Origin of the sequence: Veillonella sp. oral taxon 158, assembly GCF_018376515.1 — a bacterium.
GTDB classification, from domain to species: domain Bacteria; phylum Bacillota; class Negativicutes; order Veillonellales; family Veillonellaceae; genus Veillonella; species Veillonella rogosae.
The window spans coordinates 19652-35154 of the sequence record NZ_JAHABE010000014.1 but is presented as its reverse complement, the minus strand read 5'-3'; the positions used below and the strand labels follow the sequence as shown (position 1 = coordinate 35154).

The following is a 15503-nucleotide window of genomic DNA, read 5'->3' as shown; positions in this document are numbered from 1 at the left end:
TACTGATACTAAATTAATGTACGCCACATCTTGCAAAAATTTGTTGGATTGTGTACAGTATATATTAGTCTATATTCTATTGAATATGTTTGGAGGTTGTCTAATATGGCAGGTAAAATTTTAGGTACTACAGTTTATTATGATGCAGATTGTAATTTGGGCAAATTAGAAGGCAAAAAAATTACAGTTTTAGGTTACGGTTCTCAAGGTCATGCGCATGCATTGAACTTAAAAGAAAATGGTATGGACGTAACAATTGGTCTTCGTGGTGGTTCTTCTAGCTGGAAAGCTGCAGAAGAAGCAGGCCTTACAGTAAAAGAAACTGCAGAAGCAGTTAAAGGTGCTGACATCGTTATGGTATTGATTCCAGACGAATTACAAGCTGACGTTTACGCAAACGATATTGAGCCAAACTTGAAACAAGGTGCATACTTGGCATTCGCTCATGGTTTCAACATTCACTTCGGCAAAATCGTTCCTCGTGAAGACGTAAACGTATTCATGGTAGCTCCTAAAGGCCCTGGTCATTTAGTTCGTCGTACATACCAAGAAGGCTCCGGCGTTCCTTGCTTGTACGCTGTAGAAAAAGATCCATCTGGCGATACTGAAGAAGTTGCATTAGCATGGGCTTCCGGTGTAGGCGGTGGCCGTTCCGGTATCTTGGAAACTAACTTCAAATCCGAAACTGAAACTGACCTCTTCGGTGAACAAGCTGTATTGTGCGGTGGCGTTACTGAATTGATCAAAACTGGTTTCGAAGTATTAACTGAAGCTGGTTATGAACCTGTAAACGCTTACTTCGAGTGCTTACATGAAATGAAATTGATCGTAGACCTTATCTACGAAGGTGGCTTCCAAAAAATGCGCCACTCCATCTCCAACACTGCTGAATACGGCGACTACCATGCAGGTCCTCGCGTAATCACTGCAGATACTAAAAAAGCGATGGAACAAATCTTGGCTGATATCCAATCCGGTAAATTCGCTGATGAATTCTTGGCTGATTCCAAAAATGGTCAAAAATTCCTTAAAGAACATCGCGAAGCAGCAGCTGTTCATCCAATCGAACCAGTTGGTGCAGAACTTCGCAACTTGATGAGCTGGTTAAAATAAGAGTATTATATAGTAATCTCTTGTAAGATAAAGCATACCAAAGCGACTCCTAAGGGGGTCGCTTTTTTATGTTTTATAAGATATTTCTTGGTACTATACATTGTTATATCAAAATATTGGCATAAGGTATGGTATAATAAAAGATAATCTATGAAAGGAGAACGATATGGATTTCTACACATTAGCCTATGTTGAAAGTCAAGCTGTAGCGGACCAAACATGGGGCTTTATTATCTTAGTAACTGTTTTATTAGCATTGCTCGTTTTGGGCGTACAAGTTCTACGAAATGGCTTGACGAGTCGTTATCGGGATTTAATGGTTATCTTGTCGTTGATTGTGGTGTTTTTCTTGGGCCTTGAATATCAAGAATATAACCGTATGAAAACATACTCTGAAGATTCTTCTCGTATGGCTCAATTTTTACATTCTTTTAGTACAGAGCGATCTGTACCAAGTGAGCAATTAGCAGTTAACTCCTTGAAAATTCGCAATGGCATGATTTTAAAAGTAAGTGATACTTATTATGAGGTTCAATTTAACCCAGAATTTTCAACGTACACGATTACACGGGTATATAAGGTTAGTCCCACAGATCGAATCCATGATAAAGCGGATGTATTACCATAAGGAGGACCACATATGACAGAAGCTATGGCCGTCTATGGGATGGCCTTTGCAAAACTCGCCATTGGTCTCTTGGCGATTATTTTACAAATCAACTTAATGGGGAAGGGCAACTTAGCGCCGACCTCTGCTTTAGACCAATTACAAAACTATGTACTTGGTGGTATTATCGGTGGCATCATTTATAATGACCAAATTGGTATTTTACAGTTTATGTTAGTCCTCATTTTGTGGACTATACTCGTAATGACTCTTAAATTCTTAAAAGGCAATCTTCGTTTCTTTAAAACAATTCTCGATGGACATCCAGTTATCGTAATTGAAAAAGGGCATATTCTAACAGATGAATGTATGCGTTATGGCATTCAAGCGGCGGAGCTTAAGTTAAAGCTTCGAGTAGCAGGTGTTCAATATGTAACAGATGTTAAACGCGCTGTATTAGAACAAAACGGTCAACTCAATATAGTTCAATTTGGGGAAGATAATATTCGTTTTGACCTCATTGATGATGGTCAAATTAATCAATTTACTCTTGATGTAATTGAAAAAGATAGAGAGTGGCTTGAACAAGAGGTACAAGCTCAAGGGTATTCTATTAAGGACGTATATATTGCGGAATACAATGGGGGCAAGGTTGTTATTTACCCTTATGAAAAAAAACATCGCCCTCAAATTGTAAAAACACTTAAAGATAAGACCTCTCATACAAAGGATAAATTGAAATCTAAATTGTAATGTTTCTTGGTCTTATAGCATAGTTAAGATAAGTATTATATACTACTCTTATAGACATACAAATATAGACATACAAACGATATATAAAATGTTTTTAAGCCCACTATTCGTAGTGGGCTTATATAGAAAGGAAATTAGTGAATCGTAAAGATTTAATTGATAGATTACAAGCATTATATAAAGACGAAGATAGTCGGGTAACGGTAAACCCTCATGCAGGGCAAAAGGTAGCTATCGTCTATCCTAATACATATTTTGTAGGCATGAGTAATCTTGGTCTTCACATCATTTATGAGGAAATCAACTTACGCCATGATAGCGTATGTGAACGTATCTTCTTACCTGAGAAAAAGGAATTAGAAGCATATGATAAGACTAAGACACCGTTAATGAGCGTTGAAACACAGCGGCCTATGCATCAATTTGATGTGGTGGCCTTTGATGTGACCTTTGAAATGGACTATTTCCATATTCCGCTGATGTTACGTCATGGACGCGTACCTATTATGGGGAAAGACCGCACTGAATTTGATCCTATCGTCATTGCCGGGGGCCCTTGTGCTACCTTCAATCCAGAGCCCTTTGCGGATTTTATTGATGCTTTCATCATTGGTGAAGGGGAAGGCATCGTCAGTCGCGTTCTAGATATTATTCGCGATGGCAAAATGGAGGGTCTAGATCGACATGCTATTTTGCGTCAATTAGCGAATATATCTGGCGTGTATGTACCATCCTTGTACGTGCCAATTTACAGCGACAACGGCGAATTTAAAGGTTATGATATTGCAGAAGGCGCACCAAAAACGATTAAACGCCACTTTGAAATGCTCACTAGCGGCGGCGAAACCGTAGTAGCAACAAACTATACAGAATTTGGCGCTATGTACATCATCGAGGTAGCACGTGGTTGTGGCCGTCATTGTCGATTCTGTATGGCTGGATACTGCTTCCGTGTGCCTCGTGTGCGTCCTCTCGACATTTTAAAAGAAGGTGTAGATAGAGCAGAGCAGTTAGGCAAAAAAGTAGGCCTCATGGGCGCCGCTATTTCTGATTATCCAGAGGTCGATGAGTTAGTTAATTACATTCGCTCTAAAGATATGCGCTACTCTTGTGCGTCCTTGCGGGCGGACTCCTTAACGCAAGCCGTAGTTGATGGCTTGGCAGATAGTGGTCAAAAGACGATTACTATTGCTCCCGAAACGGGCAGTGACCGGCTGCGCCGCGTCATCAATAAGGGCATTAGCGAAGAACATTTACAAAATGCAGCTACCTTATCTGCAAAGTCTGGCATTCAACATATGCGACTCTATATTATGATTGGGTTGCCTACGGAAACTGACGAAGATATCGAAGCTATCGTAGGCCTTGCAGAACGGACGCAAGCTCATATGGCAGAGGTGGGATGTAAAGGGCGGTTAACGCTCAGCATTAATCCATTTATTCCAAAGCCTTTTACACCCTTCCAATGGATGGCCATGGACAATCAAAAAACGGTAGAGAAAAAACTGCAATATATTAAGAAGGCATTGCAAAAGAATCGTCGCATCGAGGTGCTCGTAGAGTCTCCAAAAGAGGCGTATATTCAAGGCGTTCTCGCTCGTGGTGACCGCCGTTTAGGTGCGGTCATTGCCGCATGCGCCGCAGATCGTGGTAGCAAGTCCTTCAAGGCTGAATTGAAGGCCGCAGGCCTAGATATGGACGAAATGAACTATCGTGAACGCAGCTTTGATGAATTCCTGCCATGGAGCCACTTAGATATGGGTATGGACGAGGGTTATCTTGAAATGGAATGGAAGCGCTCCGTTGATGAAGCGTATACACCGCCATGTGTACAAGGCTGTAAACGTTGTGGTGTTTGTAAATAGGAGATACTCATGAATGAATCTGTAAAACGTATAGATGTAAAAGGACCTCACGGTACTTGGTCCTATGAAGCACCCAATTGGGCAGATCAATTTCCTATCGTTATGGGGGATACCTATCGTCATGGTGGAGTATCGGAGGCCCCTTATAAATCGTTAAACTTAGCCTTTCACGTAGGGGATGAGGCTCAGAATGTACGCGCTAATCGCGCTATTGTGGCGGATTATTTAGGTGTTGATCCGAAGCGTATTTCCTGCGGCAATCAAGTACATGGTTTAAAAGCTGTAGAAATCACAGAAGATTTCGTTGGTGCTGGCGCCCTCGGGGAGGATACGGCTATTGCTGACTGTGATGCGGTATTTACAAGATTACCCAATGTGCCATTATTCTTGTTTACGGCAGACTGTGTAGGCGTTGGTATTTACGACGCTAAACATCATGCTATCGCTACAGTACATGCAGGCTGGCGTGGTGCCATTGGTCATTTGCCGGTGCTTACTATTGAGGCTATGAAAGAAACTTACGGCACTGAGTTTAAAGATTGTTATGTATATCTTGGGCCTAGTATTGGGCCTGAGTCATTTGAAGTCGACGTAGAGCTAGGGAAACGATTTGAATTAGCTTGGCAAGCTATGACAGAGCGAAACGCAGCTGACGTGGTTAACTATCCTGGTGATAAATTAGATAAGGCCTATATTAATTTATGGAACTTTATCGCCGAAGGACTCATAGTTAATGGTGTACCTAGAGAACATATTGCTATCGGTGGTACCGATAGTGTAACTGAAAGCGACTGCTATTCCTATCGCCGCGAAGCCGGAACAACAGGCCGTATGGCACTCTTTGGAATGTTACAAGACCGCTAATAATTAGCTTTCACAATAATTAGAATCAAGCAGATGATTGTTAGCATATCCATGCAATGATTTATGGTGCTTATAAGCTCTAAATCATGTACATTCAAGGCTAAATACTATATAATAGAATAGTCTATACAAATATATTTGATGATTACTATATATAGATTGAAGGGGGCATTCACGTGATTGAAGAATCCCTACACGCTATACAGCAGCGCATGGCAGATGCTATGGCGCGCGTTGGTCGCGTAGATACAGCATTGTTAGTGGCGGTTACAAAGAACCACCCTGTGTCAGCTGTAGAGGAGGCGGCTAGTCTCGGTGTGACTCATGTAGGGGAAAACCGAGTACAAGAGGCCAAGGAAAAACAGCTCACCTATAAGGGCCCACAATTAACATGGCACTTGATTGGCCATTTACAGGTCAACAAGGTGCGTCAAGCGGTGCCTATGTTTGATTTAATTCATTCTGTAGACAGCCGTAAACTATTAGATGAAATCGAAAAGGTCGCTACAAAGCACGACAAGGTACAAGACGTATTATTGCAAGTCAATGTAGCTCGAGAAGCCTCCAAAACGGGCATGTCCGTAGAGGAGTTTCCAGAGATTCGAGACTATGCAAAGACATTGCCTCATGTACGTGTACGGGGCTTGATGTGTATGGCGCCATTTTTCGACGATCCAGAGGAAGCACGTCCAATCTTCCGGGTAGCAAACGCCTTGTATGAGGATATGAAGCGCTATTTTGAAGAGGGGCAGATTCAATATTTATCTATGGGGATGACTCACGACTTTGAAGTCGCTTTGGAAGAAGGGGCTAACATCGTTCGTGTAGGCACAGCAATTTTTGGGGAACGTGTGTATGATTAAGGCTTGGGTTGCCTGATAATCGATAGCGTTAAGTATTAGGAGGAAATCCAAATGGCATTGGGAGATTATTTAGACAAAGCAAAAAACTTATTCTTAGGCAAAAATGATGATGACTATGAATATGATGATTATGACTATGAAGATGAAGAGGAATATGAAGCGGAACCTACTCCAGTAGCTCCAGTAGCTCCAGTATCCGGCGCATCTGAATTTCATCCACGCAAGGTAGGAGGCCAATCTACGATGACACAACGTCCAACAGCTATGAAAGTAGTTGTAATTGAACCAAAAGTATTTGAAGACTCTGAAAATATTACACATCAATTGCGCGACATGCGTCCTGTATTGATTAACTTTGAAAATACAGATCCTCATGAAGCAGCTCGTATTGTGGACTTCGTATCTGGTGCGACTTTTGCATTGGATGGTAAATTGGAAAAAGTAGGTAAAGACATTTTCATGTGCGTACCTGTAAACATTTCCATTGATTATTCTGATAATGACAATAGCAAAACTGAGCAAAACGAATACGCTTGGGACAATAAATAATTTCTCTATAAATGGTGGTGACAACGATGTTAGGTAAAACCCTATGTATAGGCGTTGGCTCAATGGGTGGCGCTCTATTGCGCGGTGCATTACAGCATGGCGTGTTGAAAGCAAGTGATACACACATTCTCGTGCGTCGCGAAGAACAATGTAAGGCTCTAACTGAGGAGCTCGGTGTAGTAGGTTTTACTACATTGCCTGATGTAAACAAGTACAATACCATTTTGTTGGCCGTAAAACCACAAGTGTTACCATCTGTATTAGAGACGTTAAAAGAAGTACCTTATGGGACTGTTATGATTTCCGTTGCAGCAGGTATCACCTTAGATACTCTAGATGCAGCGATTCCGCAAGCTAACTGGTTTAGAGCTATGCCAAATACACCGGCTTCTATCGGTGCGGGCATGACGGCTCTTGCTGGGGATGATGTACATACTGACCTTGGTCGTGATGTTCAAGCATTATTTGAGGCTGTTGGCGAGGTAGCGGTGGTAAGTGAAGCTGATTTAGATCGCTTAGGCGCACTATCTGGAGCGGGCCCTGGCTATATGTTCGTCATTCTTGATGCTTTAGCTGATGCAGGCGTTCGCATCGGATTGCCTCGTCACTTGGCAATTAAGGCAGCGGCTCAAACGATGTATGGTGCTGGTAAGATGGCTCTTGAAAGTGGCAATCATCCAGCAGTACTACGAGATCAAGTAACAAGTCCAGGTGGCACGACCATTGCCGGTATTGGTGCCATGGAAAAAGGTGGACTTCGCAGTGCTCTCCAAGACGGCGTAGTAGCATGTCTTGCTCGGTCGAATGAATTGGGGAAATAATTTTGGCAGATACTAGTAAATTAATTCGATATTTTGAAGCCAGTGGCAGCGGTGAGGAAGCTCGTCGCATGCTTGACTTGGCTGAGCAGGTTGTAAAAGGTCGCCCCTATCGCGTGGCGGACTTTACGAGCCCTGCAGGTCTTGTCATTGCAGACGCAATCAAGGCTAACTACCCACAGCTTATCGTTAAGACAGACGGTGGCTATGAAGGGGCGGAACGTATCCGCATAGCCTTTGTAGATAGCGACTTTAACGGTACTGTGGATATGGGCATTCGCGCCCTTAAGGTAAATTGGGACCCACGGTTCCGATTGCTTACCCATCGCGATGTGCTTGGCTCCTTGATGGGGCTCGGCATTGATCGCTCCAAATTTGGGGACGTTATCGTTCAACAAGGGGGCGCTCAAATTATGGTGGATGAAAGTGTAGCAGATTTTGTAATCCAAAACTTTACAAAAATTGCTATGGTTTCCGTATCTGTAGAGGCTATTGACCTATCAGATATTGCACCAAAAGAAGAAAAAATTAAAGAAGTCCGCACTACAGTTGCTTCTTTGCGCTTAGATGCGGTGGCAAGTTCTGGTTTTAGCGTATCTCGTACTAAATTGGTAAGCGCTATTAATGCAGGATTATTGCAAGTAAACTGGCAACCAGCTAAGGGTGCATCCCAAGAGGTTAAAGAAGGGGATGTGATCTCTATGCGTGGTCGTGGCCGAATGAAGGTAGAAGCCATTACAGGTACATCTCGTAAGGGGCGTATCGGCGTATATCTGAAACGATTCATGTAGGCAATTGAAAATCGGCTTGACCATCAAGCCGATTTTTTTATATATAGTAGGACAGCCATGGTATCCATAACATTTCAACCTACAACTGAAGATACAATCCTATTCGTAGGCGGCGGGGAGGTTGCAGAGCGACGAATACAGCTCTTTATTGATGAGCCGTGCAACATTGTGGTAATTGCGCCCACTGTAACAGATAGGATTTGCCAATGGGCAAAGGATAATCGTATCACCTGGTACGACCGTGCTTTCACAATGGACGATGAACACCACATTATAACGAGCAGTTTGTTCTTTATCTGCACAGATAATGGCGAATTAAATGATACGTTATATGATATGGGGAAAAAACACCGCGTTTGGACTAATCGCAGTGATGCACCTAGGGCGTGCAGATTTACTGTGCCTTCATCTCTTGAACTAGGCGATCTTCACATCGCTATTAGCGCTAATAACGTAGGGCCTCGTATCAATCGCCTCGTAAGGCAAGATATGATGAATCGTTATGGTCAGTTGCAAAAGGCTATGCCTAGACTTAAAATATTTAGAGAAGAAGTAAAGTTACTACTTCCTACCCCAGAGGCTCGACAGAAATTTTGGCGAGACCATCTGACCGTAGAAACATTTGAAGCCATTCTCAAGGGAGAGTGGATGACTATAGAGGAGAAACTTGACCATGAAATTAGTGGTATTAGGTCTAAATCATAGAAGTGCCGCTGTAGAGGTGCGTGAACGTTTCTCGTTTGATAAAGACGAGGTAGTTACTGCACTGAACCGCCTCTATGAATTTGACTGTGTAGCAGAATGCGTTATATTATCTACCTGTAATAGAACGGAAATCTATGCGGCCTTAGAAGGTGTAGAATTCCCTAAAGAATATATGCTGGCTGTGTTAAAGGATTTAAAAGGTGCCGACCACATCGATGAAGATGCTTTCTTCTTCTACGAAGAGCGCGATTGCATTGAACATCTATTCCGCGTATCTGCGAGCCTTGATTCCCTTGTGTTGGGGGAAGGTCAAATTTTGAGCCAATTAAAAGGGGCTTATATTCAGGCTTATAGCGCAGGCTGTACGGGCACAATTTTTAATATCTTATTCCAACGTGCTATTAGTGTTGGTAAAAAGGTACGGACGAACACAGGTATTGCTAATACGCCTGTATCTGTTAGCTACACTGCTGTTAACCTTGCTGAGGACAGCCTAGATAAACCTTTATCTGAAGCGACGGTACTCATCTTAGGTGCTGGTACCATGAGTGAGTTGACCGCAACACACTTACAAGCAAAGGGCGTAAAAACGATTTTTGTATCCAATAGAACCTTTACCAAGGCAGAGGCTCTAGCAGAGCGATTTAATGGTAAAGCTGTTAAGCTCGATAACTTTGTAGATTACGCTAAAGATGCGGATATCCTCATCACATCTACAGGGGCGCCGCACTATATTATTACGGAACGAGAAGCTAAGAAAATTACATCTCTTCGTAAGGGCGAACCAATCGTTATGATTGATATTGCGGTACCACGCGATATCGATCCTGCTGTAGCAGATATGGATGGCATTTATCTGTTTAATATCGACTCTCTTGAAAGCGTAGTAGAAGAGAATAAGGCACAGCGCGAAGAGGAAGCTCGTCGTGCAGAGCCTATCATTCACGACGCCATTGAAGAGTTATTAGATAAATTGAGCTATTTGACGGTACGTCCTATGATGGCATTGCTCACAGAAAAAGCAGAGCGCATTCGCCGTCGTGAGTTACATCGTGCATTAGCGAAATTGCCTGATATTTCTGATAAGGAGCGCCGCATTATGGACTCTATGAGTCGCATGATCATTCGCAAAATGTTGCGTGAACCGATGATTCACTTCAACGAAATTGCTGGTACAGAGGAAGAAGGTTTGTACTGGGATTTATTCAAAGATATGTTTAATCTTGAGAAAGAAGGCTAAGGCCATGAGAGACCATATTCGAATCGGCACGCGAAAAAGTGCCCTTGCCCTATGGCAGGCTGAACATATTAGTGCAGAGTTACAACGTCTGTACCCAAACATTACGGTCGAGCTAGTTCACTTTAATACAAAAGGGGACCGTATCTTGGAAAAACCACTGGCTCAAGTTGGTGGTAAAGGTTTGTTTACAGCTGAATTAGAAGAAGCTATGCACAAAGGCGACATTGATATCGCCGTACATAGCTTGAAAGATATGCCTACAGAGTTGCCAGAAGGGCTAACTCTTGGTGCTATCTCTGCTCGTGAAGTGCCTTACGATGCGCTTGTGAGCCCCGTGTATAAAACATTAGATAAATTGCCTCAAGGTGCTCGCGTCGGTACAAGTAGCTTGCGTCGTCAAGCGCAATTATTACATGTCCGCCCTGACCTTAAGGTCGAGGTTATCCGCGGTAATGTACAAACTCGTTTGAGCAAGATTGAAACAGAAAATTTAGATGGCGTTATCTTGGCACAAGCTGGTCTTAAACGGTTGGGCTTAGATGATCAAATTACCCAAGTATTTAAAGCCGATGAAATGATTCCTGCTGTTGGTCAAGGGGCACTTGCTATCGAGTGTCGTGCTGACGATACGGAAATGCTTGAAATGCTAGCTCCTATTAACAACGAAGCTACACGCTATGCTGTTGAAGGGGAACGCAGCTTCTTGCGTCAGTTAAATGGTGGTTGCCAAGTGCCGATGGGGGTACATGGTACTATTGAGAAAGGTCAATTGACCTTAAAGGCCATGATCGCATCCCTCGATGGTAAAACTGTGTACGAAGGAGAAATTTCTGGGCCAGCAAAAAAAGCTGAAATTCTTGGTAAAAATCTTGCAAAAGCCTTATATGAAGAAGGTGGCAAACATATTGTGGATGCTCTCATAGAGGAAGGAATCATAAAATGACAGGTATGGTATATCTAATCGGTGCAGGCCCTGGCGATGTTAAACTCATTACTGTAAAAGGTCGCGAATGCATTGAAAAAGCTGATGTAATTGTATATGACTATTTAGCAGATGCTCATTTGTTAGAATGGGCTCACCCAGATGCAGAGTTGATTTATGCTGGTAAACAATGTAAAGATCACACAATGCACCAATGGGAAATTAATGAGCTGTTAGTTCAAAAAGGTAAAGAAGGCAAAATCGTTGCACGCTTAAAGGGCGGTGACCCACTCGTGTTCGGTCGCGGTGGTGAAGAGGCGATGGCCCTTGGGGAAGCTGGTGTACCATTTGAATTCGTACCAGGCGTAACATCTCCAATTGCAGCCCCTGCTTATGCAGGTATTCCTGTAACACAACGCGCTATGGCTACATCCTTTGCGGTTGTAACAGGTCATGAGGATCCAACTAAAGAAGTATCTGGCATTCATTGGGAAGGCCTTGCTACAGCAGTAGATACACTTTGCTTTGTAATGGGAGTTGGCAACTTGCCTACTATTGCAGAAAAATTGATAGCTCATGGACGCCCAGCTTCTACACCTGTAGCGCTTGTTCGTTGGGGTACAAAAACGGTTCAAGAAGTTCTCGTATCTACCCTTGAACATGTAGTAGAAGACGTAGAAAAGGCACAACTAAAAGCGCCAGCTATCATCGTAGTAGGCGATGTAGTTAACCTTCGTGAAAAATTACAATGGTTCGATAACAAACCTTTATTCGGCAAAACTATTGTAGTTACACGAGCTCGCTCCCAAGCTAGTGCATTCCGCGAAAAATTAGCAGCTCAAGGTGCTAATGTAGTAGAAGCAGCAGCGATTAAAACATCTCCATTGGAGTTGTTTGATGAAGATCGTCGTATCATCAATAATACAAAACAATACCAATGCATCGTATTCACATCTGGTGAAGGTGTTCGTTACTTCTTTGATGCTCTTTACAAAGAGGGCAAGGATACACGTGCATTAGGTAATTCTAAAGTGGCAGCTATCGGCTGTGCTACAGCTCGGGAACTTCAAAAATACGGCATTGTTCCAGATATTATTCCTGTAGACTATAAAGCTGAATCTGCTGTAAAGGCTCTTGAAGAAGAGCTCAAAGCAGGGGACTCCGTATTGCTCATCCAACCAAAAGTAGCGCGCGACGTAATTCCACGCTCTTTGCGTCATCACGATATAGATGTAGATATTTTGCGTTTATATGAAACGACACAAGATACATCTCAACAAGAAGCATTAGTAAATGCATTAACTGCAGGTACTGTAGACTATATTACGTTTACAAGTTCCTCTACAGTAACCAATACAATTCAATTATTGGGCGATGATGCATTGAAACTATTAGGCAATACTAAGATTGCTTGCATCGGACCTATCACAGCCGCTACAGCTATGAGTGCAGGTCTTAAACCTGCTGTCATCAGCGATGTATATACAACTGATGGCTTGGTAAATGCTATTGTAAAGGACATTTAGGAGGATTACATGTACGATTTAACATACCGTCCTCGCCGCTTGCGTATCAATCCAGAAATGCGTGATTTGGTACGGGAAACGACACTCGACGTAACTGATTTAATTTATCCATTATTTATCGTTCCTGGTGAAGGTATCAAAAAAGAAATCGATACGTTGCCAGGCCAATACCACTTATCCGTTGATGAAGCTGTAAAAATGGCTCAACAGGTATATGATCTTGGTATTCTTGGCGTAGAAATCTTCGGTATTCCTACATATAAGGACGAACAAGGTTCCTCTGCATGGGATATGTCCCAACCGGTACAACAAGCTATTAAAGCCATCCGCGCAGCTGTGCCAAACCTATTGGTCGTAGCTGATGTTTGCTTGTGCCAATACACAACAACAGGCCATTGCGGCATGATTGATGACCATGAAATCTTAAATGATGAAACATTGCCATTGCTTTGTAAAGTAGCGGTAAGCCAAGCAGAAGCAGGTGCCCATATGGTGGCTCCATCCGATATGATGGATGGCCGTGTAGGTGCTATCCGTGAAGCCCTTGATGCGGCAGGTTATACTAATGTATCTATTATGAGCTATGCTGCAAAATACGCATCCGCTTACTATGGTCCGTTCCGTGGTGCTGTTAACTCTGCACCTAAATTTGGGGACCGCAAATCCTATCAAATGGACCCAGCTAATCGCTTGGAAGCTTTCAGAGAAATCGAGCTCGATATCGCTGAAGGTGCAGATATTATCATGATTAAACCAGCCTTGTCCTATTTGGATATCGTTCGTGAAACACGTGACCGCTATGAATTACCTGTAGCGGTATACAATGTATCTGGTGAATATGCGATGGTTAAATCCGCTGCTGCAGCTGGTCTTATCGACGAAGAACGCCTCGTTATGGAAACAATGCTTTCTATGAAGCGCGCCGGTGCTAAAATTATCATTACGTACCATGCTATAGATATTGCTAAATGGTTACACAAGTAAGGAGAAACCATGTTCCAACTCGGTAAATCTGAAAAGGCCTTTGAAGAGGCTAAACGTTATATGCCAGGCGGCGTAAACAGTCCTGTTCGTTCCTACCGCAGTGTAGGTTCTAACCCTCCGTTTATCAGCAGTGCTAGTGGCAGCCGTATTTATGATATCGATAACAACGAATACATCGACTATGTGTTGAGCTGGGGCCCTATGATTTTGGGTCATGCGAACCCTGAGGTTATCGCTAGCTTACAAGAGGCAATTCCTCGTGGCACTAGCTACGGTGCACCTACACTACTAGAAACAGAATTGGCTAAAAAGGTGCAAGCCTTCATGCCATCTATGGAGGTTATCCGCCTCGTTAACTCTGGTACAGAGGCAACTATGAGTGCTTTGCGCGTAGCTCGTGGCTATACTGGTCGCGATCGGATCGTGAAATTCGTTGGCTGTTACCATGGTCATAGCGATGCACTCTTGGTAAAAGCTGGCTCTGGCCTTGCTACCTTTGGTGTACCAGATAGCCCTGGCGTTCCACAAGGCGTAGCAGAAAATACAATAACTTTGCCGTACAATGACTCTGATGCAGTTCGCAAATTATTCGACGACATCGGCGACACTATTGCGGCTATTATCGTAGAACCTGTAGCAGGTAATATGGGCTGTGTGCCTCCAGTACCAGGCTTCCTTGAAACCTTGCGAGAAGTGACTAAGGCTCATGGCGCAGTGTTGATCTTTGACGAAGTTATGTGTGGCTTCCGCGCTAGCAGTGGTGGTGCACAAAAACGTTACAATATTAAACCTGACCTTACATGCCTTGGTAAAATCGTTGGCGGTGGTATGCCACTTGCTGTATTCGGTGGCTCCCGTGAGATTATGAACCAAATCGCACCAGCTGGTCCTATTTACCAAGCCGGTACATTGAGCGGTAACCCTATTGCCGTTACATCTGGTCTTGCAACGCTTTCCATTTTGCAACGAGATCCAACTGTTTTTAAACAAGTAGAAGATACGACAATTGCCCTTTGTGAAGGCTTTGAACGTTTGGCAGCACAATACAATGTGCCTGTTGTAGTACAGCGGGTAGGCTCCATGTTCACCATCTTCTTCACTGATAAACCAATTAAGAACTTTGATGATGCATCAGCGTGCAACGAAGAACAATTTAAAATGTTCTTCCACCATAACTTGAGTCATGGTATTTACTATGCGCCAAGCCCTTATGAAAGTAACTTCGTATCTATCTGCCATAAGAGCAGTGAAATCGAACGCACATTAGCCGTAGCTGATGAAGCTTTCAAAAAAATCAGTGATACACTACTATAAAGATTAGTGATACACTACTATAAAAATCAGTGATACATTATTATAAAATATATAGTTTGTAGTTGTTTATGTATCGATGTAGGTGATGAACATGCAGTTTTATAAGAACTTAAAGCGTGCTCGCGTGCGCATGGGCAAAAGCCAAATCGAAGTAGCAAAGGCCGTAGGTATCAGTAATGCGGCGCTTTCAAATTACGAAACAGGGTATCGCGAACCAGATTTAGATACACTCTGTGCCCTGTCTCGCTATTATGGATTGACCTTGGATGAGCTGCTAGATGTAAATGGAGAACAACACGAGCCCATCTATGATCTCAGTCCGGTACTCAAAAATAAATACATCGCCTATAAAGGTGAAGTATTTGAGTTGAAAGACTCACAAAAACGTGCCCTCTTGCGTGAGCTAGATAATCTATTTACTAAATTTGAGAAATCAAAGGTAGAAGATAAAAGTAGCAAGCCAAAAACGTACAAACATGGGAACCCACATATCAATCGGGCGGGACTAGCCAGCAGTGCTGGTAGTCTGGCAGCACGACGGAATATAAAATAGTGCTATACTACATTGTATGTGAGTGGAACATGTTTA

General features: G+C 42.9%; 16 protein-coding genes. All 16 read left to right on the top strand.

Annotation, left to right across the window (positions count from 1 at the left end; all coding sequences use genetic code 11):
• Window positions 1-105: 105 nt before the first annotated feature.
• Window positions 106-1113 (top strand): ketol-acid reductoisomerase, encoded by a 1008-nt coding sequence (ilvC, locus tag KH364_RS08250; RefSeq protein WP_054747920.1) that lies wholly within the window; start codon window positions 106-108, stop codon window positions 1111-1113.
• A gap of 166 nt (window positions 1114-1279) precedes the next feature.
• Entirely contained in the window at window positions 1280-1741 is a 462-nt protein-coding gene (locus KH364_RS08245; protein ID WP_009351051.1) for a DUF3290 family protein, read from the top strand.
• Window positions 1742-1753: 12 nt separating this feature from the next.
• Window positions 1754-2473: a YetF domain-containing protein gene (locus KH364_RS08240; protein ID WP_227068898.1), complete on the top strand. Its 720-nt coding sequence runs from the start codon at window positions 1754-1756 to the stop codon at window positions 2471-2473.
• Between the two features lie 137 nt (window positions 2474-2610).
• Window positions 2611-4338, top strand: a complete 1728-nt coding sequence (locus KH364_RS08235) for a radical SAM protein (RefSeq protein ID WP_273299307.1) — start codon at window positions 2611-2613, stop codon at window positions 4336-4338.
• A 9-nt stretch (window positions 4339-4347) separates the two neighbouring features.
• Window positions 4348-5202 (top strand): polyphenol oxidase family protein, encoded by an 855-nt coding sequence (locus KH364_RS08230; protein ID WP_273299306.1) that lies wholly within the window; start codon window positions 4348-4350, stop codon window positions 5200-5202.
• A gap of 176 nt (window positions 5203-5378) precedes the next feature.
• Window positions 5379-6065, top strand: a complete 687-nt coding sequence (locus tag KH364_RS08225) for a YggS family pyridoxal phosphate-dependent enzyme (RefSeq protein WP_273299305.1) — start codon at window positions 5379-5381, stop codon at window positions 6063-6065.
• A 51-nt stretch (window positions 6066-6116) separates the two neighbouring features.
• Entirely contained in the window at window positions 6117-6614 is a 498-nt protein-coding gene (sepF, locus tag KH364_RS08220) for a cell division protein SepF (protein ID WP_213467190.1), read from the top strand.
• A gap of 26 nt (window positions 6615-6640) precedes the next feature.
• Entirely contained in the window at window positions 6641-7435 is a 795-nt protein-coding gene (gene proC / locus KH364_RS08215; protein ID WP_273299304.1) for a pyrroline-5-carboxylate reductase, read from the top strand.
• A gap of 2 nt (window positions 7436-7437) precedes the next feature.
• Window positions 7438-8223, top strand: coding sequence for a YlmH/Sll1252 family protein (locus tag KH364_RS08210; protein ID WP_105084894.1), 786 nt, complete (start codon window positions 7438-7440; stop codon window positions 8221-8223).
• 57 nt (window positions 8224-8280) lie between these two features.
• Window positions 8281-8928, top strand: a complete 648-nt coding sequence (locus KH364_RS08205) for a bifunctional precorrin-2 dehydrogenase/sirohydrochlorin ferrochelatase (RefSeq protein WP_273299303.1) — start codon at window positions 8281-8283, stop codon at window positions 8926-8928.
• Window positions 8897-10168: a glutamyl-tRNA reductase gene (hemA, locus tag KH364_RS08200; protein ID WP_273299302.1), complete on the top strand. Its 1272-nt coding sequence runs from the start codon at window positions 8897-8899 to the stop codon at window positions 10166-10168. The genes KH364_RS08205 and hemA overlap by 32 nt, the downstream gene beginning before the upstream one ends.
• Before the next feature lie 4 nt (window positions 10169-10172).
• Window positions 10173-11111, top strand: coding sequence for a hydroxymethylbilane synthase (gene hemC, locus KH364_RS08195; protein ID WP_273299301.1), 939 nt, complete (start codon window positions 10173-10175; stop codon window positions 11109-11111).
• Window positions 11108-12616, top strand: a complete 1509-nt coding sequence (gene cobA, locus KH364_RS08190; RefSeq protein ID WP_273299300.1) for a uroporphyrinogen-III C-methyltransferase — start codon at window positions 11108-11110, stop codon at window positions 12614-12616. The genes hemC and cobA overlap by 4 nt, the downstream gene beginning before the upstream one ends.
• A 9-nt stretch (window positions 12617-12625) precedes the next feature.
• Window positions 12626-13600: a porphobilinogen synthase gene (gene hemB / locus KH364_RS08185; RefSeq protein WP_273299299.1), complete on the top strand. Its 975-nt coding sequence runs from the start codon at window positions 12626-12628 to the stop codon at window positions 13598-13600.
• A gap of 9 nt (window positions 13601-13609) precedes the next feature.
• Entirely contained in the window at window positions 13610-14914 is a 1305-nt protein-coding gene (hemL, locus tag KH364_RS08180) for a glutamate-1-semialdehyde 2,1-aminomutase (protein ID WP_273299298.1), read from the top strand.
• Window positions 14915-15005: 91 nt separating this feature from the next.
• Window positions 15006-15467, top strand: a complete 462-nt coding sequence (locus KH364_RS08175) for a helix-turn-helix domain-containing protein (protein WP_005385599.1) — start codon at window positions 15006-15008, stop codon at window positions 15465-15467.
• The last annotated feature ends 36 nt before the right edge of the window (window positions 15468-15503 follow it).